The 21,557-nt window shown below is 46.0% G+C and carries 24 protein-coding genes, 1 tRNA gene and 1 other annotated feature; of the genes, 22 read left to right on the plus strand and 3 right to left on the minus strand.

Going from position 1 to position 21,557, the window contains the following annotated elements; all coding sequences use genetic code 11:
* The first annotated feature begins 51 nt into the window (after positions 1-51).
* The gene (gene rplL / locus CBF27_RS05610) at positions 52-423 is read left to right on the plus strand and encodes a 50S ribosomal protein L7/L12 (protein WP_126813259.1); all 372 of its coding nucleotides are present in this window, start codon (positions 52-54) and stop codon (positions 421-423) included.
* A gap of 172 nt (positions 424-595) precedes the next feature.
* Entirely contained in the window at positions 596-2,056 is a 1,461-nt protein-coding gene (locus tag CBF27_RS05615) for a nicotinate phosphoribosyltransferase (RefSeq protein WP_126813261.1), read from the plus strand.
* A gap of 55 nt (positions 2,057-2,111) precedes the next feature.
* On the opposite strand, the gene CBF27_RS05620 is transcribed toward CBF27_RS05615, so the two are convergent.
* Complete coding sequence (locus CBF27_RS05620; RefSeq protein WP_281273664.1) at positions 2,112-4,031, minus strand: fructose-1,6-bisphosphatase; 1,920 nt, start codon at positions 4,029-4,031, stop codon at positions 2,112-2,114.
* 150 nt (positions 4,032-4,181) lie between these two features.
* Here CBF27_RS05620 and CBF27_RS05625 point away from each other — a divergent pair, with 150 nt between their 5' ends.
* Positions 4,182-4,865, plus strand: a complete 684-nt coding sequence (locus CBF27_RS05625; protein WP_126813263.1) for an O-methyltransferase — start codon at positions 4,182-4,184, stop codon at positions 4,863-4,865.
* A gap of 1,039 nt (positions 4,866-5,904) precedes the next feature.
* Here CBF27_RS05625 and CBF27_RS05630 read toward each other — a convergent pair.
* Positions 5,905-5,978: transfer RNA gene (locus CBF27_RS05630), tRNA-Arg, on the minus strand.
* Positions 5,979-6,361: 383 nt separating this feature from the next.
* On the opposite strand from CBF27_RS05630, the gene CBF27_RS05635 reads away from it, so the two are divergent.
* The 15 genes from CBF27_RS05635 (at position 6,362) to recN (ending at position 17,222) form a co-directional block, all read left to right on the plus strand.
* The gene (locus tag CBF27_RS05635) at positions 6,362-6,907 is read left to right on the plus strand and encodes a TetR/AcrR family transcriptional regulator (protein ID WP_170175010.1); all 546 of its coding nucleotides are present in this window, start codon (positions 6,362-6,364) and stop codon (positions 6,905-6,907) included.
* A gap of 62 nt (positions 6,908-6,969) precedes the next feature.
* Positions 6,970-7,056: a sequence feature (ribosomal protein L21 leader region), on the plus strand.
* Positions 7,057-7,074: 18 nt separating this feature from the next.
* Positions 7,075-7,383, plus strand: a complete 309-nt coding sequence (gene rplU / locus CBF27_RS05640; protein ID WP_126813267.1) for a 50S ribosomal protein L21 — start codon at positions 7,075-7,077, stop codon at positions 7,381-7,383.
* A gap of 29 nt (positions 7,384-7,412) precedes the next feature.
* A complete protein-coding gene (locus CBF27_RS05645; RefSeq protein WP_126813269.1) occupies positions 7,413-7,748 on the plus strand; it encodes a ribosomal-processing cysteine protease Prp in 336 nt (111 codons plus the stop codon).
* Positions 7,749-7,762: 14 nt separating this feature from the next.
* The gene (gene rpmA, locus CBF27_RS05650; RefSeq protein WP_126813271.1) at positions 7,763-8,047 is read left to right on the plus strand and encodes a 50S ribosomal protein L27; all 285 of its coding nucleotides are present in this window, start codon (positions 7,763-7,765) and stop codon (positions 8,045-8,047) included.
* Between the two features lie 142 nt (positions 8,048-8,189).
* Positions 8,190-9,257 (plus strand): M24 family metallopeptidase, encoded by a 1,068-nt coding sequence (locus CBF27_RS05655; RefSeq protein WP_126813273.1) that lies wholly within the window; start codon positions 8,190-8,192, stop codon positions 9,255-9,257.
* Positions 9,258-9,312: 55 nt separating this feature from the next.
* On the plus strand, positions 9,313-9,870 hold the full coding sequence (gene efp / locus CBF27_RS05660; protein ID WP_126813276.1) for an elongation factor P: 558 nt from the start codon (positions 9,313-9,315) through the stop codon (positions 9,868-9,870).
* A 22-nt stretch (positions 9,871-9,892) separates the two neighbouring features.
* Positions 9,893-10,321 (plus strand): Asp23/Gls24 family envelope stress response protein, encoded by a 429-nt coding sequence (locus CBF27_RS05665; protein ID WP_126813278.1) that lies wholly within the window; start codon positions 9,893-9,895, stop codon positions 10,319-10,321.
* A gap of 1 nt (position 10,322) precedes the next feature.
* Complete coding sequence (gene nusB / locus CBF27_RS05670; protein ID WP_245985968.1) at positions 10,323-10,766, plus strand: transcription antitermination factor NusB; 444 nt, start codon at positions 10,323-10,325, stop codon at positions 10,764-10,766.
* A gap of 95 nt (positions 10,767-10,861) precedes the next feature.
* Positions 10,862-11,701 carry a bifunctional methylenetetrahydrofolate dehydrogenase/methenyltetrahydrofolate cyclohydrolase gene (locus tag CBF27_RS05675; RefSeq protein ID WP_126813280.1) on the plus strand — a complete coding sequence of 280 codons (840 nt, stop codon included), beginning with the start codon at positions 10,862-10,864 and terminating at the stop codon, positions 11,699-11,701.
* A 22-nt stretch (positions 11,702-11,723) separates the two neighbouring features.
* Positions 11,724-13,070, plus strand: coding sequence for an exodeoxyribonuclease VII large subunit (gene xseA / locus CBF27_RS05680; RefSeq protein ID WP_126813282.1), 1,347 nt, complete (start codon positions 11,724-11,726; stop codon positions 13,068-13,070).
* A gap of 5 nt (positions 13,071-13,075) precedes the next feature.
* Positions 13,076-13,309: an exodeoxyribonuclease VII small subunit gene (locus CBF27_RS05685; RefSeq protein WP_126813284.1), complete on the plus strand. Its 234-nt coding sequence runs from the start codon at positions 13,076-13,078 to the stop codon at positions 13,307-13,309.
* Positions 13,310-14,203 carry a polyprenyl synthetase family protein gene (locus CBF27_RS05690; RefSeq protein ID WP_126813286.1) on the plus strand — a complete coding sequence of 298 codons (894 nt, stop codon included), beginning with the start codon at positions 13,310-13,312 and terminating at the stop codon, positions 14,201-14,203.
* Positions 14,203-15,051: a TlyA family RNA methyltransferase gene (locus CBF27_RS05695; RefSeq protein WP_126813288.1), complete on the plus strand. Its 849-nt coding sequence runs from the start codon at positions 14,203-14,205 to the stop codon at positions 15,049-15,051. The genes CBF27_RS05690 and CBF27_RS05695 overlap by 1 nt, the downstream gene beginning before the upstream one ends.
* A gap of 17 nt (positions 15,052-15,068) precedes the next feature.
* Complete coding sequence (locus tag CBF27_RS05700) at positions 15,069-15,515, plus strand: arginine repressor (RefSeq protein ID WP_126813290.1); 447 nt, start codon at positions 15,069-15,071, stop codon at positions 15,513-15,515.
* A gap of 15 nt (positions 15,516-15,530) precedes the next feature.
* Complete coding sequence (gene recN / locus CBF27_RS05705) at positions 15,531-17,222, plus strand: DNA repair protein RecN (RefSeq protein ID WP_126813292.1); 1,692 nt, start codon at positions 15,531-15,533, stop codon at positions 17,220-17,222.
* A 22-nt stretch (positions 17,223-17,244) separates the two neighbouring features.
* Here the strand turns inward: recN and CBF27_RS05710 are convergent, their stop codons facing one another.
* On the minus strand, positions 17,245-17,361 hold the full coding sequence (locus CBF27_RS05710) for a DUF4044 domain-containing protein (RefSeq protein WP_126813294.1): 117 nt from the start codon (positions 17,359-17,361) through the stop codon (positions 17,245-17,247).
* Positions 17,362-17,592: 231 nt separating this feature from the next.
* On the opposite strand from CBF27_RS05710, the gene asnB reads away from it, so the two are divergent.
* The 4 genes from asnB (at position 17,593) to rsmH (ending at position 21,554) form a co-directional block, all read left to right on the plus strand.
* Entirely contained in the window at positions 17,593-19,455 is a 1,863-nt protein-coding gene (asnB, locus tag CBF27_RS05715; protein ID WP_126813296.1) for an asparagine synthase (glutamine-hydrolyzing), read from the plus strand.
* A 149-nt stretch (positions 19,456-19,604) separates the two neighbouring features.
* Positions 19,605-19,973 carry a DUF3397 domain-containing protein gene (locus CBF27_RS05720; protein ID WP_126813298.1) on the plus strand — a complete coding sequence of 123 codons (369 nt, stop codon included), beginning with the start codon at positions 19,605-19,607 and terminating at the stop codon, positions 19,971-19,973.
* 168 nt (positions 19,974-20,141) lie between these two features.
* Positions 20,142-20,573 (plus strand): division/cell wall cluster transcriptional repressor MraZ, encoded by a 432-nt coding sequence (gene mraZ / locus CBF27_RS05725; protein ID WP_126813300.1) that lies wholly within the window; start codon positions 20,142-20,144, stop codon positions 20,571-20,573.
* A 27-nt stretch (positions 20,574-20,600) separates the two neighbouring features.
* On the plus strand, positions 20,601-21,554 hold the full coding sequence (rsmH, locus tag CBF27_RS05730) for a 16S rRNA (cytosine(1402)-N(4))-methyltransferase RsmH (protein WP_126813302.1): 954 nt from the start codon (positions 20,601-20,603) through the stop codon (positions 21,552-21,554).
* The last annotated feature ends 3 nt before the right edge of the window (positions 21,555-21,557 follow it).

Below are 21,557 nucleotides of genomic sequence, written 5' to 3' on the forward strand. Positions count from 1 at the left end.
CAGCTGTTAAACAAATAAATTATCAAATCATTATAAATGGAGGAACAAAAAATGGCATTAAACATTGAACAAATCATTGCTGATTTGAAAGAATCAACTATTTTAGAATTAAATGACCTAGTCAAAGCTATTGAAGAAGAATTTGGTGTAACTGCTGCTGCTCCTGTAGCTGTAGCTGGCGGCGCTGCTGAAGCAGGTGCTGCTGAAGAGCAGACAGAATTCACTGTTGAACTGACAGAAGTCGGCGACCAAAAAGTTAAAGTTATCAAAGCTGTCCGTGAAGCAACTGGCTTGGGCTTGAAAGAAGCTAAAGCTGTTGTTGACGGTGCACCTGCTCCTGTTAAAGAAGGCATTGCCAAAGAAGAAGCAGAAGCTTTGAAAGCTTCTTTAGAAGAAGTCGGCGCTACTGTAACATTGAAATAAGACTGATGACAACACTTCATTATGAAGTGTTGTTTTTTTTATTTGGACGATAAAAAAATGAGTATACTGCGAAACTTCCTGCTCATAAGACATAAAAAACCGCTATAGTATGGTATAATAACGAGGTAATGAATATTTTTCATTGAAAAATAATGTAAGTTGGAGAGTAGAAATGAAAACAATTTATCCAGACGACAGTATTGCCTTGCACACAGATTTGTACCAAATCAATATGATGAAGACGTATTGGGAAATGGGACGGGACGATTTGAATGCAGTGTTTGAAGTGTACTTCAGAAAAATGCCGTTCAAAAACGGGTATGCCATTTTTGCAGGACTGGAACGAGTGGTAAACTTTTTAGAGAATTTATCTTTTTCCGATACAGACATTGCCTACCTGCGGGATTTGGGCATCTATCCAGAAGCATTTTTAGACTACCTGAGCACGCTCAAGTTCTCCTGCTCAGTTCGTTCGGCAGTGGAAGGAGAGCTGGTTTTCAATAACGAGCCCATCTTGCAGGTCGAGGGACCGCTGGCACAGTGTCAGCTTGTCGAAACGGCGATTTTGAACATCATTAATTTCCAGACGCTGATTGCGACTAAAGCAGCGCGTGTCAAATCAGTGGTGGGTGACGATTTGGTGATGGAGTTTGGTTCCCGGAGAGCCCACGAGATGGATGCGGCGATTTGGGGGACGCGCGCGGCCTACATCGGCGGTTTTGATGCGACCAGCAATGTGCGTGCATCGAAAATATTCGGCATCCCGGCCAGCGGCACACACGCCCATTCATTGATTCAATCTTACATGAATGACTACGACGGATTTAAAGCTTATGCGCTGACCCACAAAGACTGTGTGTTTTTGGTGGACACGTATGATACATTGAAGTCCGGGGTGCCGGCGGCCATCAAAGTGGCAGATGAGATGGGCGACAAAATCAATTTTTTAGGCGTTAGAATCGACAGCGGCGATATGGCCTATATTTCCAAAAAAGTCCGGAAGCAGTTAGATGAGGCCGGCTACCCGAACGCCAAGATTTACGCGTCAAACGACTTGGATGAGGCGACCATTCTGAACTTGAAAATGCAGCGTGCCAAAATTGACGTCTGGGGTGTCGGTACCAAACTAATTACCGCCTTCGACCAGCCGGCGCTGGGAGCAGTGTACAAACTGGTATCGATCGAAGACGAGGACGGCAACATGATGGACACCATCAAGCTGTCGAACAACGCAGAAAAAGTATCGACTCCAGGAAAGAAACAAGTCTGGCGCATCACTGGCAAGAGCGACGGCAAATCAGAAGGCGACTACATCACATTGTGGGATGAAGACCCGCGCCTTGAAAAGGAATTGTTCATGTTCCACCCGGTGCACACATTTATCAACAAATATGTGCGTGATTTCGATGCACGCCCAATCCTTCAGGAAATTTTCAAAAACGGGCAACGCGTCTACGAGCTGCCCGATTTAGTGCAAATCAAGAAAACGGCCTGCAATAACCTTGACTCGCTCTGGGAAGAGTACAAGCGCGATTTAAACCCGCAGCAATATCCTGTGGATTTATCGACTAATTGCTGGAACCACAAGATGGATTCGATTCAGGCAGTGCGTCGTTCCGTTCAAGAAATGTAATGAAGACACCTGTTCAAAGAGCGTTATCTGCTCTTTGAACAGGTGTTTTTATGCGTTATCCTTGTTGTTGAAGATAGGTTAACAATGTTTCCAGTTCATCGATCTCTTTTTGCAAGCCGCGTCCAATCGTGGTGTCTTTAACTTTTTTTCGTTCCAGCGGCCGGTCGACGATACGTTTGACAGAAACGATATCCTGGTGGTCGCGGACCGCCTGCTCCACGGATGAAAAAGCTTTGTGTGCCACCAGCTGCATGCCGTATGAGTTGTACAGCAGAGTGTACCCTGCCAGCCCTGTTGTCTTCTGGTAAGGTTTTGAAAAGCCGCCGTCGATGACCAGCATCCGGCCGTTAGCTTTAATGGGATTTTCGCCTTTGATTTCTTTGACCGGTGTGTGACCGTTAATAATATGCGACTGTTCAGAAGATAAGCCGAATTCCTTAAGGATTTTCCGACAGATTTGCTCGTCTTCCCTCAAATGATAGTAGGCATTTTTGTATTCTTGATGAGTGGATTTGTCTTTGATAAAATACCGTTCAAATGTCGTCATTTTGGTTTTGCCGAATAGAGAGGAGCATTCTCCCGACCATAAATACCAGATCAAATCCGTTGCCAAGTCATCAGCGACATGAGGCTGTTCGTAAGCGGTCCGCAAGGCGTTCTCAAACTTGTCAAGCAGTGTTTTGCCGGCGTAAGTCTGAGATTGAATGGTCAGTGTTTTGAATGAACCGTCGCTGTTCAGCGGCAAACAGCCGTGAATCAGCAGGTTGTCATTGTACACGAGATACATGGTGCCGTTGTTTATCAGGTAATCCGTGTGCCGTTTTAATTTTTCGGAATGAATAAAGTTTTGCATGATCCGCTGAATAACGTCTTCTTCTTCGCCGGTCAGTCTTTCCGGCTGTGATGGGTCGACAGTCTTGAAGCAAGTATCCGTCAGCGGATAGGAGACGCCGTCAATTGCGACCGTCAGCGCCTCGTAGTCTGTAGCGCTTAACAGCAGGCGGTGTGTCATCTTAAATTCAGGCCTGCGGCGCACGAGCTGTTCTTCCATTTTAAATTGCAAAATGGCCGCCGCCTGATGGATTTTGGTCGTCTCAAGCACTTCCTCCTCCGCTTCCCCTTCACTGATGTTTTTCGGTCTGAACGCCGGATTGTCCTCGTAATATTTCTCAGCATAAGTTAGAAGTGGACGTAAATTGATACCGTAAGTGTCTTCGATGATGTTCAGATTGTTGTATCTGGCGGAAATTCGGATCGTGTTAAGCATGCACAAAGGCGAACCGGCTGCCGCACCCATCCAAATGATGTCGTGGTTTCCCCATTGGATGTCCACAGAGTGGTAAGTCATCAGCCGCTCGATGATTTTATCCGGTGCAGGTCCCCGGTCGTAAATATCGCCGACAACATGCAGGTGATCCACGACCAGCTGTTGAATCGTATAGCATAAATCGATGATTAAACGATCAGCTTGTTTCAATGCGATGATTTCCGACACGATTTCATGATAATAAGCTTTTTTGTCTCCTTGCTGGTCCGTCTGGTAGAGCAGTTCTTCAATCAGATAAGCAAACCGTTTCGGGAGAGTTTTACGCAGTTTGGACCGCGTGTATTTGGTGGCGGAAAATTTAACGAGTGTAATCAGCTGCTGAATCGTGTTGCTGTACCAATCATCAGTTATTTCTTCTTTTATGAGCGCCAGTCGTCTTTCCGGGTAATAAATCAAGGTTGCCAGCTCATTTTTTTGCCCCTTTGAGAGTGTTCTGCCGAAACAGTCTTTAATTTTTTCTTTGACATTGCCTGAACCGCTCCTCAAGATGTGCTGAAACGCATCGTACTCGCCGTGCAGATCGCTGACAAAATGTTCTGTGCCTTTTGGCAGATTTTGAATAGACTTTAGATTAATGATTTCAGTGATTATTTCTTCAGGAGATGAAAACTGCTTGCTGAGTAAATCCAGATATTTATTTTTTTTCAATCTGACATCACCTATACCTTTTTTGATAATATACTGAAATAGTAACATGAAATAGCGATAATTTAAACCTATACCAATTAGAGTTTTTGACATTGAAACTTTTACAGAAAATTTGTATAATAAATTGGATAGTTTTGGAAGGAGAGAACAATGCGAAACGAAATGATGCGCCGCCCGGTTGTTAAAGAGGACATTCTGACATTGATTCGCGACAGACAGAAAAAACTCACAGGCAAACTGGGTGACATTGAACGAGAGGCAAGGGAGAAAGGTGTACCGATTATCCCCCATGAAACAGTCGTTTTTATGCAATTTCTGCTGGGGCAGCTGCAGCCGAAACATATATTGGAAATAGGCACTGCTATAGGATTTTCTGCGAGTTTGATGGCCCAAACAGCAGGGCCTGACAGTCATGTCACGACAATTGAACGATTTGACGTCATGAGTGAACAAGCCAAAAAGAATGTGGCGGAACTGTCGCTGGAAAACCAAATCACCATCCTTGAAGGACAGGCGGCGGACATTTTGCCGACGCTGCAAGGCGAGTATGATTTTGTGTTTATGGACAGTGCGAAAGCCAAATACATCGATTTTCTTCCTGACTGTTTGCGGCTGTTGAAAAAAAAGGGTGTCGTGATGATTGATGATGTATTTCAAGGCGGTACAGTGATGCATCCGGTCACGGAAATACATCGCAGCCAGCGGGGCATTCACCGCAAGTTGAATGAATTGTTCGATAAAGTGCTGACGCACGAAGATTTGACGACCTCACTCGTACCTTTAGGGGATGGCGTGTTACTGATTACCAAAGAAAAAGATAACGTGTCTCTTTGACCGTCAACCAACTGAATAAGAACGAAACCTTCCGCTTGTTATAAGTACGGGAGGTTTTTTATTCAGGTTTATTTTCTTCTGAAAACGTAAGGAAATGAACGGCCGATTTATTATATAAAAATCAACAGGAGTGTTATAATAGAGATGCTTCGGAAGGTAACTGAAAATAGAATAAAAATCAGTATAAGAACGATTTTGTATAGAAGAAAATAACTGCGGCAGCAGCGCATTTGTGTACAAACAGGAAGGTGTGTTATTTCCGTTAGGGCACAAGGTTGCTGTTTTTTGGCAAAGTCAGACATGAAAGCGCATTAACAGCTTGTTGCTGACAGAAACTGCCATGTCTGCCCAATGAATCAGGTAATATCTCATGAAAAATATGATTATAGCATTGATGGTTTATTTAAGTTGCGAATGAGTTATATTATAAAATGTATTTTGATATTATATAGTTGTTAGCGCTTTAAAAACGAACTAATTATACTAAATATGATGTTTTATATTGAAAATTCGATGTTTCATCTAGTATACTTAAGAGTAGTTCGGACGATTGAGCATCAGCCCTTCTCATCTTTCATCTGTATTTGCTGTTTGTGGTGGGGAGTTACCCAACGCGGACGAATCATATGTAGCCATCACGTTTCCCTCGCTGAGTGATTATTCTAAATGAACGATTCTTATGTATGTACATGTTGCTTTACACTCGTTTTAGTCGACAGCTCTGTTTGCTGCGGCGGGAAAAAGGAAACAAAATCGCATTGACCCGGTTAGCTAAACGAAATCTTTGTTAAAAGTTGAATAAAGTGGAAAAAGATGTTGCTAATATTTCTTTGTGTGCCAGATTGTATTTTAGCGGAGCTGTTCAGGTGAGAAAGGCGAGGGACGCGACATGATTTGATAAGTGTGACTTTTTCATAAGCTGTATGCGGGCGGAAAACTGTCCAGTCACCAAAAAGTTTCTCGGATAACAAAAAAGAAACTTACCGGGGACATCGTTATCGCAGAACGATGCGGCAAGTTTCCAACTTCTTAAAGATGACGTCGCAGGAGGGATTCGAACCCCCGACCGTTCGCTTAGAAGGCGAATGCTCTATCCAGCTGAGCTACTGCGACAGATCGAATTGTTATTAACGCAACATGTAATAGTATAATGAAGAAATGTAAATTAGTCAATAAGCTTTTTGGTTTTTTCGGAAAAAATAATTAAACAAGTCCACTGTATCACCGTTTTTCTGACCTTTTCCACAAATAAAATTATGCGTAGGAAAGTATGCGTTATAAAAAATAAAATAACTAGACAAAAAAGAGTTTTTTAAGATATACTTGTATGAGGACAAAGTTGGTTAGGGGGATGACCGGCTTTGTAGGGCGCAAGCAACTATTTTAATAAGGGGAATTTGACAATCATGGGAAAAACTGATCCGCGAGTAATTAAGACTCGTAATAAGCTGCGTTATGCTTTTTTAGAATTGTTGAAAAGTCGCAAATTACACGAAATGAACATCAAAGATTTGACGAACACGGCGCAAGTAACTAGAGGTACCTTCTATCTGCATTATAAAGACAAAGACACGTTTGTAGATAATGTGATGTTTGGCATTATCAACGACTTTTTTAAAGAGATCGTTGTCTATCACCAACTAGACAATGATGAAGAGAAGCAGACACCTTCAATTGTATTAGACAAGATGTACCGTTTTATCGGCAACTATCCGGATTTTTTCATCACCCTTTTAAAGGAGAACGATGCCCGGAAGTATCAGGAATTGCTGGGTGTGAAACTTTATGAATTGATTAAAGAACATGTACAATATTCTGAAACGACAACCATTGAAAAAGTGCCAAAAGAACTTGTCACCGGTTATCTGGTGTTCTCTATCTTGGGGACAGCAAGTATCTGGATTGAAGAAGGCATGATTTATGCGGAGCATTTTATGGCTACCAAAGCGTTGAAAGCATACCGCTCGCAGCTGTTTCAAGAAATGGATCTTTTGAATTTCTTTGAAACAGAGGCGGACGTCCCCTACTATCAGGAGAGATAAGGTTGATTCTATTGACCTTATCTTTTTTTTTTGCTATAATCTGAATGTTGTAATTGTGAGCACCACAGCTACAACCGCGCGGAAATAAGTTAAATAGAAGCATAACTCTTACGGAGTTATCACTTATCACGGCGAGTCTAAGTAAAGAAGAGGAGGTGCTTAGCGGCATGTATGCAATTATTAAAACTGGTGGTAAGCAAGTAAAAGTGGAAGTCGGTCAAGCAATTTACGTTGAAAAACTGGACGTGGCAACCGGCGAAAAAGTAGTATTCGATGAAGTGGTTTTAGTCGGCGGCGAAACAACAAAAGTTGGAACACCGACCATCGAAGGCGCAACTGTTGAAGGAACTGTTGAAAAACAGGGCAAGCAAAAGAAAGTTGTGACATACAAATACAAACCAAAAAAATCTAGCCATCGTAAACAAGGTCATCGTCAACCTTACACAAAAGTGATGATTGAAGCGATCAACGCTTAATTTGAACGGTGAAAGTGGAGGTCATGCAAGTGATTCAGGCGACAATCAAACGAAATCAGCAGCAAGAGATTATTTCTGTTGAAATTACCGGGCACGCAGACTATGCTGCGTACGGCAGTGATATCGTGTGTGCAGGTGTCTCTGCGCTGGCGGCCAATACGATTAACAGTATTGAAAAGCTGGCTGGTTACCGGCCGATTCTTGAAGTGAATGAAACAGACGGCGGGTATCTTTATTGCGAAACGCCGGCTGGCTTGAGCGGCAAACAGCGGGAAACCACTCAGGTTTTGTTTGAGAGTTTACTGATTGGCTTACAGAGCGTGGCTGAAGAATATGACAAGTACATCAAAATTATGCTGGTTTAAGGAGGTCGAAACCTATGTTGAAAATGAATCTACAATTATTCGCGACGAAAAAAGGTGGCGGTTCAACTGCCAACGGTCGTGATTCACAATCAAAACGTCTGGGTGCTAAAAGTGCCGACGGCGAAACAGTGACAGGCGGCGCAATTTTGTACCGTCAGCGCGGTACTAAAATTTATCCGGGTGTCAATGTTGGCCGTGGCGGCGACGATACACTTTATGCAAAAGTAGACGGTGTCGTCCGTTTTGAACGCAAAGGACGGGACAAAAAACAAGTCTCTGTCTATCCGATTGCTAAATAAGACAATGAACATGAAAAACAGTCTGTCGCTGACAGGCTGTTTTTTTGTAGTCAGGAAAAAGGTTTTACTATCGGACTTTAGTTTAATTTGGTTTCACAGTCTGTTATAATTTAAAGAAGAACAGATGAAAGAGAGTGATGACATGGGATTGTTACGCGTTGACCGGCTGCGGGAACTGATGCGGACCACTGATATTTCTGCTTTTCTTGTGACAAATCGTTACAATCTGCGTTATCTAACCGGTTTTTCCGGCAGTGCGGGAGCTGCTTTGATAACAGCAGACGCTGCTTTCCTGCTCACGGATTTCCGCTACGTGGACCAGGCACGCTCGCAGGCTGCAGAGTTTGACATCATTCAAAGACAAGGGCCGATGGAAGAGCTGATTGCTGAATTGTTGTCAAAGGAGCATGCTGAAAATTTAGCGTTTGAAGAGGAAACAGTCACCTTCAAGGAGTACCTTGAACTGGAGGCTTTAGTAGAGCAAGACTTGCTGCCTGTTTCAGGGCTAGTGGAAACACTTCGCGAAGTCAAAGATACAGCAGAAATAAAAACCATCAAGAAAGCCTGTGCCATTGCAGATGCGGCGTTCGAGCACATTCTGACGTGTATCCGACCGGGCATGACAGAGCGTCAAATCGCCAATGAACTGGATTTCTATATGCGGTCGATGGGTGCCAGCGGAGTCTCATTCGAGACAATTGTCGCCAGCGGTGAACGTTCTGCTCTGCCGCATGGCGTGGCAACTGACAAGGAGATTGCTGTCGGCGAGTTTGTGACACTGGATTTCGGCTGCTATTATGACGGATATGTTTCTGACATCACGCGCACAATCGCGATTGGCGAACCGTCTGACCAATTAAAGGACATTTATCAGATTGTGTTCGATGCCCAGCAGCAAGTCATGTCAGCAGCCAGACCCGGGATGACCGGGAAAGAACTGGATGCTGTCGCACGTGATTACATCACGCAAAAAGGATATGGTGAAGCTTTCGGGCATACGACTGGTCACGGCATCGGTTTGGAAGTGCACGAGGGGCCGCATGTGTCGGCAATCTCAGATGTGCCGCTCGTTGCAAACAACATCATCACAAACGAACCGGGCATTTATTTATCAGGGATTGGCGGTGTCCGGATTGAAGATGACCTGTTAATCACGGAAAATGGTGTGGAGAGTTTGACACAATCACCAAAAGAGCTTATTATTTTATAGACAAATACTTGTAGACTCGGCAAAAGGCTGAGCAGCAGATAGTAGGAGGAAACTGATGATTTCTGTAAATGATTTAAAAACCGGCTTGACAATCGAATTTGACGGCGGCATTTGGCGTGTCATTGATTTTCAACATGTGAAACCCGGCAAAGGCGGCGCGTTTGTGCGAACAAAACTGAGAAATCTGCGTAACGGCGGTGTGCAGGAAAAGACCTTCCGTGCAGGGGAAAAAGTGGCGAAAGCACAAATCGACAACCGGAAAATGCAATATCTGTATGAGAGCGGCGGCAATCATGTGTTTATGGACACAACGACTTATGAACAAATCGAATTGCCTGAAGAACAAATCGAAGACGAATTGAAGTATATTTTGGAGAACAGCGAACTCAACATTATTATGTTTGGTTCTGAAACACTGGGTGTCGATTTGCCGAACACAGTTACGCTGGAAGTAGCCGATACTGAACCGGGAATCCGGGGCGATACGTCATCCGGCGGGTCGAAACCGGCGACAATGGAAACGGGTCTGGTCGTGCAAGTGCCGTTCTTCATCAATCAGGGAGACAAACTGGTGATCAACACAAGTGACGGGTCTTATGTGTCACGTGCATAATGAATCTAAAGGAGGAAAACCTATGCCAGAGAACAAAAATTTAGTCTTAAGCAATCCAGCTGAAGAAATCAATGGCGAAATTGTCGTGGCACCGGAAGTAATCGAGGTAATCGTGGGCATTGCAGCGTCCAATGTGCCGGGAGTCTATGCCATGAGAGGCACGTTGGCATCCAACGTGACAGAGCTTTTAGGCCGCTCGGCGCATGACAAAGGCGTGTACCTGTCCTCAGAAGAAGGCGACATCAAAATTGATTTGTACTGCTATTTGAACTATGGTGTCTCTGTTCCTAAAGTCGCTGTAGACATGCAGAAAAAAGTGAAACAGCAAGTGTTGTACATGACCGATTTGGAATTATCAGAAGTCAACATCCATGTTGTCGGTGTGATTCCGGAAAAAACGGTTCTTCCTGACTTGGATGAACTGTTTGATGCTGAAGATGAGGAAGACTAGTGTGGAGTTAACAAGACATCAAATTAGACAATTAGCTTTTCAGGCGCTTTTTGCCCGGTCGTTCAATGAGGCGCAGCCTGTTGCGGAAATACTCGCCTATGTTTTGGCGGAATCGGCCGATGTACCGGCAGAGGAGGTAGCAACGAGCGAGATTCCCTCTTACTTGACCTTGCTGGCAGAAGGTGTAACGGAAAAACAGCCTGAGCTGGATGAATTGATCAGCACCCACCTGAACAAATGGCGGCTTGAGCGGATTTCAAAAACAGATTTGATTATCTTGCGTTTAGCAACGTTTGAGATGCTGTATCTTGACAACGTCCCGCCGAAGGTATCGTTAAATGAGGCACTCGAGCTGACAAAAGAATTCAGCGGGGATGAATCGCGGCGGTTCGTCAACGGCGTGCTGTCATCCATTATGCACAAAGTCGACTCGGAAAAGCAATAACACGCTTTTTCGAGTTTTTTTGTGTGCCGGCAGCTTTTTACACGTTATAAATTATGCTAGAATAGACCTAAAAAGACAGAAAAGAGGAAAGATGCATGGCGAAACTCATTGATGGCAAAAAACTAGCAGGAGAAATCACTGCACAATTAACAGAAGAAGTCAGCCGCATGAAAGAAAAAGGTATCGTGCCTGGGCTTGTGGTGCTTTTGGTAGGGGACAATCCTGCCAGCCAAACGTACGTGAAGAACAAAGAAATCAGTGCCAAAAAAATCGGCATTCATTCCGTTGTTGAACGCATCCCGGCCAGTATCACCGAAGCAGAACTGCTGGCTAAAATCGAGGCCTATAATCAGGATGAGACGATTCACGGTATACTGGTGCAGCTGCCTTTGCCGAAGCACATCGATGCTGACAAAGTCCTGCTTGCGATTCATCCGAAAAAAGATGTAGATGGTTTCCATCCTTACAACATGGGACAGCTTTTCATCGGCAGTCCCGATAAAATCCCGTGCACGCCATATGGCATCATGAAGATGCTTGAGGCTTACCAGATTGAGCCGGAAGGCAAAAAAGCCGTTGTTATCGGCAGAAGCAACATTGTCGGCAAACCGATGGCGCAGCTTTTACTGATGCAAAACGCAACAGTGACCATGACCCATTCCCGTACACAAGATTTGCCGGCTGTGGCCCGTGAGGCAGACATTCTGGTAGTGGCCATCGGCCGCGGGAATTTTGTGACGAAAGAGTTTGTTAAACCGGGTGCCGTTGTGATTGACGTGGGCATGAACCGTGATGAAAACGGCAAATTGATCGGCGATGTCAAATTTGATGAGGTTGAACCGGTTGCCGGATTTATTACACCGGTCCCCGGCGGAGTCGGTCCGATGACGATTGCCATGCTGATGGAACAGACGGTGGCAAATGCGAGAAAATAAAAAGGTAAGGAAGTTTTGAGGCATGTCTCAGGAAAGATATTTATCAGTGACAGCATTGACAAAATACCTCAAGCGCAAATTTGATGCGGACCCTTATTTGGAACGGGTTTTTCTGACTGGCGAAATATCCAATTACCGGCTTCGTGCGAATGCCCACCAATATTTCAGCTTGAAAGATGACGGGGCTAAAATCTCGGCGGTCATGTTTAAAGGCGCCTTTCAGAAGCTGAAGTTTCAGCTTGAGGAAGGGATGAAGGTGCTCGCCATCGGCAGAGTGTCGCTTTATGAACCGAGCGGCAGCTACCAGCTTTACGTGGAACACATGGAGCCTGACGGCATCGGCGCACTGTATCAGGCGCTGGAAAAAATGAAGCAAAAGCTCTCTCAGGAGGGCTTGTTTCAGTCTGAACACAAGCAGGCCATCCCAGCTTTTCCAAAACGTATCGCTGTAGTGACCAGCCCGAGCGGTGCGGTTATCCGCGATATCATAACGACCATCAAGCGCCGGTTCCCGATTGTTGAGCTGGTGGTGTTTCCGACGGTTGTCCAAGGTGACAAAGCGGCGGCGGATATCGTTAAAAGCATTGAAAGAGTTGAACGGGCAGGGAATTTTGATACGATGATTATTGCCCGCGGCGGCGGTTCCATTGAAGATTTGTGGCCGTTTAACGAGGAGATCGTGGCGCGTGCCATTTACCAGGCGGACACCCCGGTGATTTCATCTGTCGGTCACGAAACCGACATCACGATTTCCGATTTGGTAGCGGACGTCAGGGCGGCCACGCCAACCGCCGCAGCCGAGCTGTCCGTTCCGGTGCTGACCGAAGAGTTGTATAAAATACGTCAGCAGGAAGCCCGTTTGCTGCAAACGATGTCCTATTTACTGAAAAAGGACCGTCAGCGGCTTCAACATAGTCTGGATTCTTATGTGTTCAAACATCCGGGCCGACTATACGAGGGTTTTTCCATGAGGTTGGATTTGTTGAAGCAGCGGCTTCAGCAGGCTGTTTATCAAACAGTCCAAACGCGTCAAGCTCAATTTGCGAAGCAGCAGAACCGGCTGCTGCTGCAAAATCCGAAAGACCGGGTCCAGCGCAGCCGGGAACAGCTGGAGCGGGTCAGCGAGCGTTTGTTGACCAGTGTTGCCACCTATCAGGACCGGCGCCGAAGAGAGTTGGCTGATGCGGTGTCGGCACTGGACTTGTTAAGTCCCTTGAAAACGATGGCGCGGGGCTATAGTTATACTGTCAGTGACGGGCGGATTATCAAATCTGTGGATGATGTTGCAGAAGGACAGCAGCTCACAACGAATTTGCAAGACGGTTATTTAGAATCGACTGTCTCGAAAATACATAAGAAAGCGGAGTAACGTGAATGACAACAGAAAATAGAAAAACATTTGAAGAAGCCATGACGGAACTGGAAGGAATCGTCAAAGAGCTGGAAGGCGGCGACATTCCGTTGGAGCAGGCGCTTGCCCATTTTCAAAAAGGCGTTGAATTAAGCAAGTTGTGTCAGGAAACATTGACCAGTGCCGAAGAGATGCTGACTAAAATCATGACGGAAAACGGTCAGGAGATTCCTTTTGATGACAAAGGAGAGGAATAGATGACACAGACTTTTTCAGCATTTGCCGGTGCGCATGTGCCTGAGATCGACAGCATCATGCGCGGATTTTTAAAGAAAAACAGCGCATCTGCCAAGCTGTTTGAGGCAATGGACTACTCGGTGGCAGCGGGCGGGAAACGATTTCGTCCGCTGCTGTTGATTGCCGCCGCGGAATTTCTCGGCCAGCCGGCAACGGCAGGTGTTTATCAGGCCGCCAGTGCGCTGGAGATGATTCATACATACTCGCTGATTCATGACGATTTGCCGGCGATGGATGATGATGAACTGCGCCGCGGTCGTCCGACGAACCACAAAGTGTTCGGCGAAGCGTTGGCGATACTGGCCGGTGATGGCTTGCTGACAGAGGCATTCCATTTGGTCAGTCAGGCGGACTTGCCGGCGGAAGCGGTCTTGGCTATTACGCAGCTGTTTGCAAACGCAGCCGGGGCCAATGGGATGATTGCCGGGCAAGTGCTTGATATCCAGTCGGAAAACCGGCAAATTACGCTTGAAACTCTGCAAAAGATGCATCGGCGCAAGACAGGCGCCTTGATTCGTGCGGCTGTCGCGGCCGCTACAGCCCTTGTGCCGCACCCGGCAGAAGCGGGCAGTGCTTTGCTGAGATATGCTGAACATTTGGGCATGGCATTCCAAATACGTGATGATTTGCTGGATGTGATCGGCGATGAGCAGACAATCGGCAAGAAGACTGGCGCGGACCAAGCGCTTCACAAAAGCACGTATGTGTCGCTTTTGGGGATTGCCGGAGCGGAGACGGCCCTTGACGATGAGTGTGATCACGCCGCTGCCGCCTTGCAGCAGGCAAAAGCGGCGCTGGATGTGACTGGTCAGACGATGCTTGATGTGATATTAAAAGAATTGACGGAGATATGATGGCTGATAAATTAAAAAAAGAGCGGGTGGATGTCCTTGCTGTCCAGCAGGGGCTGGCAGATACGAGGGAAAAAGCCAAGCGCATGATTATGGCAGGATTGGTCTATGATGACAAAAACCAGCGTTATGACAAACCGGGCGAAAAGATAAATGCAGAAACGCCGCTCCACACCAAAGGCGACGGGTTAAAATACGTTTCCAGAGGCGGGTTGAAATTGGAAAAGGCGTTGGACGTTTTTCAAATCAATATGTCGGGGAAAATTTTGCTGGATATCGGGTCCTCTACCGGCGGTTTCACGGATGTTGCCTTGCAAAACGGCGCTTCGCTCAGTTATGCGCTGGATGTCGGGTCGAACCAGCTGGCGTGGAAACTGCGCCAAGACCCGAGAGTTGTTGTGATGGAAAAGACGAATTTCCGCTATGCCAAACCGGAAGATTTTACACAAGGGCGGCCTGATATTGCAACCATTGACGTGTCGTTTATTTCACTTAACTTAATATTGCCGGTGCTGGCCGATATTTTGAAACCTGAAGGTGATGTGGTGGCGTTGATTAAACCGCAGTTTGAAGCGGGGAAGGAACTGGTTGGCAAAAAAGGGGTCATCCGGGAAAAGAACATACACATCGCTGTATTGGCTCAGGTGCTGGATTTTGTGCTGAAACACGGGTATCATGTGACGGGGCTGGATTATTCGCCGATTACCGGTGGAGATGGGAATATTGAGTTTTTGGCGCATTTGACATTGGCGGAACAAGGTAGCGGGAAGATACAGGCAGGTGTGCCGACACCCGCACAAGTGGTTGCTCTGGCGCATCAGGCATTGAAGCGTGAGACACATAAAAAGTAGTTTTTGGAGGTGCTATCATGCGTAAAAAAGACCGGCAGCGGCTGATACAAAAAATGATCAGGGAAGTGCCTGTGGGAAAACAGGAAGAGCTGGTTGCATTGCTGCAAGAACGCGGCGTGGATGTGACACAGGCAACCGTTTCGCGGGATATTAAAGAAATGAAGCTGGTAAAAGTCCCCATTGGTTTTCATGAGTACCGGTACAGCATGCCGAGCGAAAAGCAGGATTTTTCTCAGCGTTTGGAAAAACTGTTCCGTTCATCGTTCGTAGAACTGAAACAAATGGAAAAATTTGTCTCCATCCGCACTACCCCGGGCAGCGGCTTTGCTCTGGGCGGTTTGATTGAACAGGTCTTTCCGGAAAAAATATTTGTTGTCATGACCAATGATGACAAGGTGCTGATTATCAGCATGTCAGAAGCGGATGCAGCGGCATTGAAGCAGCTGTTGCTGGATTTAGTATAAAGAAGGTGCTGAGACATGATTCAAGAGCTGTTTATCCAGGATTTTGCGATTATTTCCGAGCTGCACATCCATTTTAAAGAAGGCATGACCGTGCTGACCGGCGAAACAGGTGCAGGGAAATCGATTATTATTGATGCGGTGAGCCTGCTTGTCGGCGGCCGCGGGTCAACGGATTTTATCAGAGAACAGGCGGACCGTCTGCGAATCGAAGGGTCGTTCGGGGTGAAAAAGCCGCAGAAAATAGCCCGTGTTTTATCGGATGTCGGCGTGGATATGGCTGATGACCAGCTTATTTTGCAGCGCGAGATTTACCGGAGCGGACGGAACAGCTGCCGTATCAACGGTCAGCTTGTGAACACAGCCACCTTGCGGGAAGTCGGTAAATATTTGGTGGATATCCATGGTCAAAATGAACATCAGGAGCTGATGCAGGCGTCACGTCATATCAAACTGCTGGACGAATATGGGCCGGACGGTTTGAAGACACTGTTGGCGCGATACCGGGAAGCTTACGAAACATACCGGCAGACGGCTAAAACGCTCGATGAATTTCAGCGGAATGAACAAGAATATGTTCAGCGGATGGATATGCTGCAATTTCAGTTTGATGAGATAGCAGCCGCCCAGCTGACAGCAGGGGAAGAAGAAGCGCTGCTGGAAGAACGCAAGAAATTGGCGAATTTCCAAAAAATAGCAGCCGCCCTTCAAAACAGTTACGATATTTTACAGGGTGAACCGCTGCAGACGATTGACAAAATCGGTTTGGCAATGGAAGCAATGGAGAGCATTGAAGAACTGGACGAGCATTACAAGTCGGTTTCGGAAATGTTAAAGACCAGCTACTACACACTGCAGGAAGCTGCCGCGGATGTATCGTCGCTGCAAGATACACTGGAAATGGATGAAGGGCGTCTGGAAGAGGTCGACAACCGGCTGGATACGATTCGGCAATTAAAACGGAAGTACGGCGATTCGGTTGCCGCTGTTTTGGCTTATGCCGGGGAAATCGAAAAAGAACTGTCATCAGCCGTTTTTTCAGGCGCTCGTCTGGAGGAACTTCAGCAACAACTGCTGCAGCAAAAAGAAACTGTCCATTCGCTGGCAGCAGACGTGACAGCGGCACGCCGACTAGCTGCTGAGCGGCTTGAGAAGGACATGATGGTGCAATTGCGAGAGTTGTATATGGCGGATACTGTTTTCAGTGTGCAGATTGTCAGTGACAGCGAGAAAATTGGCCCGCGGGGACAAGATGAGGTGGCCTTTTTCATCTCGACCAACATCGGGGAATCATTGAAGCCGCTGGTTAAAATCGCCTCGGGAGGCGAACTGTCGCGAATGATGCTGGCGCTGAAAACCATTTTTTCCAAATCGCAGGAGATTACCAGCATTGTCTTTGACGAGGTGGATACCGGCGTCAGCGGGCGAGTCGCTCAGGCTATTGCAGAAAAAATCCATCAAATTGCGGAAAACTCGCAAGTGCTGTGCATCACGCACCTGCCTCAAGTGGCTGCTGTTGCAGACACGCAGTATTATATCCGGAAAGAAGTGTCCGGCAACCGCACGAAAACGTTTGTTCAGGAACTGGATGAAGCTGAGCGGGCGGAAGAAATTGCCCGGATGCTGTCCGGCAGTGAAGTAACAGCACTGACACTTGAACACGCGCAGGAATTATTGGCAATGGCCAAAGAAAAACCTGGTACTGTCTAAAACAGTACCAGGTTTTTGGTGTTTAATTTGCCAAGATTGACAATGCTCCGATAACAATAGAGCCAATCATCGCAATCAGCATAATCCAGATGACCGCTGAAGTCACTTTGGCAAAAGTGCTTTTTTCTTTTTTGTTCAAATTGAGTGACATCTCCTTCTTAATTAAAAGCCGCACAGAAGATTGATGCGACTCGCAGTTAATCAAGTATTATACTATCATATCCGGGTGATTTTTGTTAGCTATAACACTGAAATGGTTTATTAAAGATCTCTTAAAAAATAAAAGGAAGTGATTAAACCGTTGAACCTTATGGTGTTTTCCACTATAATGTTAAAGATGTGAACTTCAGAAATCAGGAGGAAAAAGATAATGTGCGGATTTGTAGGATGCTTGCATCAAGACCTTGATCCAGAACTGCTTCAGGGGCAAAAAGAAACAATTAAAGAGATGAACGCTTTGATTGTCCATCGAGGGCCTGATAGTGAAGGTTACTTTCAAGATTCAGATATTACAATGGGTTTCAGACGCTTGAGCATCATTGATTTGGAAAAAGGCAGCCAGCCGCTGTCTTATGATGATGAACGTTACTGGATTATTTTCAACGGTGAAATCTATAACTATATTGAACTGAGAGAAGAACTGAAAGCAGAAGGCTACGCCTTCAAAACAGAAAGCGATACAGAAGTCATTCTGGCTGTCTATAAAAAATACGGCGAGCAAACTGCCGAACAGCTGCGGGGCATGTTTGCATTTGTCATTTGGGATAAAGCAGAAAAGAAAGCTTACATGGCGCGCGACCATTTCGGCATCAAACCGTTCCATTATGCAGAAGAGAATGGTGCTGTCTATGTTGCCTCGGAAGCAAAGGCAATCAGACAAATTATGCAAGAAAAGCAACTGGACCATGATGCGCTGCAGCATTATATGACGTTCCAGTATGTACCGGAGCCGCTGACGTTGACAACAGGCATCAAGCGTCTGCTGCCGGGGCACTACATGGTAAAAGAGAAAGACCAGCCGCTGCGCATCGAAAAATATTGGGCAGCCACGTTTGCACCGGTGGATTATGAAGAGAAAGAGCTGGCCGGCAAATTAAAAGATGCGCTGTTTGAAAGTGTCGAGAAGCACATGCGTTCTGACGTGACAGTCGGTTCATTTTTGTCGGGCGGTGTGGATTCATCAATCATCGTTTCCATTGCCAAGGAGTTCAATCCTGACATCACCACTGTGTCGGTCGGATTTGAACGGGAAGGTTACAGCGAAATCGACGTTGCCAAGGAAACAGCAGAAAAGCTCCATGTCAAAAATGTCAGCAAAGTCATTACACCTGAGGAATTTATCAATGAATTTCCGCGCTTTGTCTGGTACATGGATGACCCTCTGGCTGACCCGGCGGCTGTGCCGCAGTTCTTTTTGGCGGCCGAAACGGCGAAGCACTGTACAGTGTCGCTGTCAGGCGAAGGTGCTGACGAAATGTTCGGCGGCTACACCATCTACAATGAACCGAATTCATTAAAATTATTCAACAACATGCCGCAAGCGTTGAACTCGGCTTTGCGTGCGGTAGCTAATGTCTTTCCGGAAGGGATGAAGGGAAAAAGTTTTATTGAACGCGGCACGACACCGATGGAAAAACGCTATGTCGGCAATGCCAAAATTTTCGATGAAGCTGAAAAGCAAGTGCTTCTGAAAAACTACGACAGCCGCAAGCCGTTTACCACGGTGACTAAACCGTTTTATGATGCTTCGGTCGGCTATGATCCGATTGACCGGATGCAATTCATTGATATCCATACGTGGCTCGTGGGCGATTTGCTGTTGAACGCGGACCGGACAACGATGGCTGCCAGCCTTGAATTGCGGACGCCGTTTGTGGACCGGAAAGTATTCGAGTTGGCACGCACGATTCCATCGCGGCTGCGCATTGCCAACGGCACGACCAAGTACATCTTGCGCAAGGCGGCGGAAGATTTTGTCCCTGAGCACGTGCTGTATCGCAAGAAACTCGGGTTCCCGGTGCCGATACGCTACTGGCTGAAAGACGAACTTTACGACTGGGCCGAACAGCTCATCAAGACGTCGCAAACGGATCAGTATTTGAACAAAGACTATGCACTGCGTTTGTTGTCCGACCACCGTCAAGGCGTCCGCGACAACTCGCGTAAACTATGGACGGTTTTGACCTTTATGGTTTGGCATGATGTATATGTGGAAAATCCCCGCCGCTTTTGATAACTAGCGGGGATTTTTCCGTAATAATTGTCGTTTAAAAGACCAGTCTAATTAAAAGAACTGACATAGATATGTAACCTGATTTTAGTATAATAACTAATGTAGGAAAGCAACGTAATCGATGTCAAAAAAATGAAGGGAAGACAGGCATGAATTCATTATCGGTTACTGTATTTTTATGGTATATATTTCCAGTTATTTTAATGTTTGCCTGCAATTTTATTGTTACAACACTATCTCTAAGTGAGCGTCTGGGCATCAAATCTCCGGACATCGCCACGCCATTTTTGTTTATTGGCTTACATTTTCTATCGGTGGATACCATCGGGGCATCCATTTTACCATATATGATTCTGATTTCTTTGATGCTCGGCATGGTTGTCGCTGTCTATCAAGCCAGCACTTTCAAGGAAATTAAATACAAGCGATACATCAAGATGTTGTGGCGGATTATCTTTTTGGTCACACTGCTGATATATATTGTGTTGATTGTAATGAGCATCATTAATTATCTGTAAGACGAGAGACAATTAAGGGTTGAAGACTTTTAATTGTCTCTTTTTTAGAAGCATTCCCCAAATGCGAACGAAAATGAAAAAAAATATTTTTTTTAAAGAAGTTTGTGGTAGAAAGTGGGGGAATGTGGTAGACTAAGTCATATGGGTGGTAAATCGAGGTGACCAGCGATGTTTATGGGCGAATTTCAACACAACATAGACGCAAAAGGCCGACTGATTGTCCCAGCAAAATTTCGTGAAGGACTTGGCGAAAAGTTTGTTGTCACAAGAGGTATGGACGGCTGTTTATTTGGTTATCCTCAAAGCGAATGGGAAATCATGGAACAAAAAATGAAAGAAATGCCGATTTCCAAGAAAGAGACGCGTGCCTTTGTCCGTTTTTTTTATTCAGCTGCGACTGAATGTGAAATCGATAAACAGGGCCGTATCAATATACCCCCGACATTAAGAAATCATGCTGTTTTGGAAAAAAATTGTGTCGTAATCGGCGTTTCCAGCCGAATTGAAATTTGGAGCGCGGAACGCTGGGCAGCATTCTCAGCTGAAGCGGAAGAAAATTTTGATGACATTGCCGAACAGATGATTGATTTTGGCTTTTAAAAGAATGACGTTAGAAAGAGGATAAGGATGTCAGCTACATTTTCGCATACAACTGTATTATTAAAAGAAACCGTTGATGGGCTGAATATCAAGCCGGATGGCATTTATGTTGACTGCACGCTGGGCGGAGGCGGTCACACGGCATATCTTCTGTCACAATTGAACGAACAGGGTCATGTGTATGCCTTTGACCAGGATGAGACTGCTTTAGCCTTTGCCGAGCAAACGCTCAAACCCTATGTTGCAAAAGGCATGATAACCTTTGTGCACAGCAATTTCCGTCATTTGCAGGCGGAACTTGCCAGACGCGGCGTCACACAAGTAGATGGTATCATTTACGATTTAGGCGTGTCCTCTCCGCAACTGGATGAAGCCGAACGGGGCTTCAGCTACCATAAGGATGCACGGCTGGATATGCGCATGGACCGGCAAAATCCGCTGACAGCGGAGCAAGTGGTCAATGAGTATGACTACCATGACTTGGTGAGGATTTTCTACCGTTACGGCGAAGAAAAGTTTTCAAAGCAAATTGCACGCGCAATTGAGAAGCATCGCAAGCAGAAACCGATTGAAACAACTTCGGAGCTGGTGGCTATCATTAAAGAAGCCATTCCTGCCCCGGCGCGGCGCAAGGGCGGCCACCCTGCCAAACGGGTGTTCCAAGCGATTCGGATTGAGGTCAATGACGAATTGCAAGTTGTGGAAGAATCACTGGAACAGGCTATTGCGCTGATTGCGCTTGGTGGCCGGGTCAGTGTGATTACTTTCCACTCTTTAGAGGATCGTCTTGTAAAAAATATGTTTAAGCAGTACAGTGAGGTTAGAGACCTACCGCCGGGCTTGCCGGTGGTTCCGGAAGAATACCAGCCGGTACTGCGTCTAGTCAACCGCAAGCCAGTTTTACCCACTGCTGAAGAGGTTGCATCCAACAACCGCTCCAGAAGCGCCAAACTGCGAATTGCGGAAAGAATACGTTTGTGAGAA

It is taken from the genome of Vagococcus acidifermentans (assembly GCF_003987655.1).
GTDB classification, from domain to species: domain Bacteria; phylum Bacillota; class Bacilli; order Lactobacillales; family Vagococcaceae; genus Vagococcus_B; species Vagococcus_B acidifermentans.

What these genes read in the sequence shown, in the direction of transcription:
- rplL (WP_126813259.1), top strand. Translation starts at nt 52, where the DNA reads ATGGCATTAAACATTGAACAAATCATTGCTGATTTGAAAGAATCAACT.
- CBF27_RS05615 (WP_126813261.1), top strand. Translation starts at nt 596, where the DNA reads ATGAAAACAATTTATCCAGACGACAGTATTGCCTTGCACACAGATTTG.
- CBF27_RS05625 (WP_126813263.1), top strand. Translation starts at nt 4,182, where the DNA reads ATGCGAAACGAAATGATGCGCCGCCCGGTTGTTAAAGAGGACATTCTG.
- CBF27_RS05635 (WP_170175010.1), top strand. Translation starts at nt 6,362, where the DNA reads ATGAACATCAAAGATTTGACGAACACGGCGCAAGTAACTAGAGGTACC.
- rplU (WP_126813267.1), top strand. Translation starts at nt 7,075, where the DNA reads ATGTATGCAATTATTAAAACTGGTGGTAAGCAAGTAAAAGTGGAAGTC.
- rpmA (WP_126813271.1), top strand. Translation starts at nt 7,763, where the DNA reads ATGTTGAAAATGAATCTACAATTATTCGCGACGAAAAAAGGTGGCGGT.
- CBF27_RS05655 (WP_126813273.1), top strand. Translation starts at nt 8,190, where the DNA reads ATGGGATTGTTACGCGTTGACCGGCTGCGGGAACTGATGCGGACCACT.
- efp (WP_126813276.1), top strand. Translation starts at nt 9,313, where the DNA reads ATGATTTCTGTAAATGATTTAAAAACCGGCTTGACAATCGAATTTGAC.
- CBF27_RS05665 (WP_126813278.1), top strand. Translation starts at nt 9,893, where the DNA reads ATGCCAGAGAACAAAAATTTAGTCTTAAGCAATCCAGCTGAAGAAATC.
- CBF27_RS05675 (WP_126813280.1), top strand. Translation starts at nt 10,862, where the DNA reads ATGGCGAAACTCATTGATGGCAAAAAACTAGCAGGAGAAATCACTGCA.
- xseA (WP_126813282.1), top strand. Translation starts at nt 11,724, where the DNA reads ATGTCTCAGGAAAGATATTTATCAGTGACAGCATTGACAAAATACCTC.
- CBF27_RS05685 (WP_126813284.1), top strand. Translation starts at nt 13,076, where the DNA reads ATGACAACAGAAAATAGAAAAACATTTGAAGAAGCCATGACGGAACTG.
- CBF27_RS05690 (WP_126813286.1), top strand. Translation starts at nt 13,310, where the DNA reads ATGACACAGACTTTTTCAGCATTTGCCGGTGCGCATGTGCCTGAGATC.
- CBF27_RS05695 (WP_126813288.1), top strand. Translation starts at nt 14,203, where the DNA reads ATGGCTGATAAATTAAAAAAAGAGCGGGTGGATGTCCTTGCTGTCCAG.
- CBF27_RS05700 (WP_126813290.1), top strand. Translation starts at nt 15,069, where the DNA reads ATGCGTAAAAAAGACCGGCAGCGGCTGATACAAAAAATGATCAGGGAA.
- recN (WP_126813292.1), top strand. Translation starts at nt 15,531, where the DNA reads ATGATTCAAGAGCTGTTTATCCAGGATTTTGCGATTATTTCCGAGCTG.
- asnB (WP_126813296.1), top strand. Translation starts at nt 17,593, where the DNA reads ATGTGCGGATTTGTAGGATGCTTGCATCAAGACCTTGATCCAGAACTG.
- CBF27_RS05720 (WP_126813298.1), top strand. Translation starts at nt 19,605, where the DNA reads ATGAATTCATTATCGGTTACTGTATTTTTATGGTATATATTTCCAGTT.
- mraZ (WP_126813300.1), top strand. Translation starts at nt 20,142, where the DNA reads ATGTTTATGGGCGAATTTCAACACAACATAGACGCAAAAGGCCGACTG.
- rsmH (WP_126813302.1), top strand. Translation starts at nt 20,601, where the DNA reads ATGTCAGCTACATTTTCGCATACAACTGTATTATTAAAAGAAACCGTT.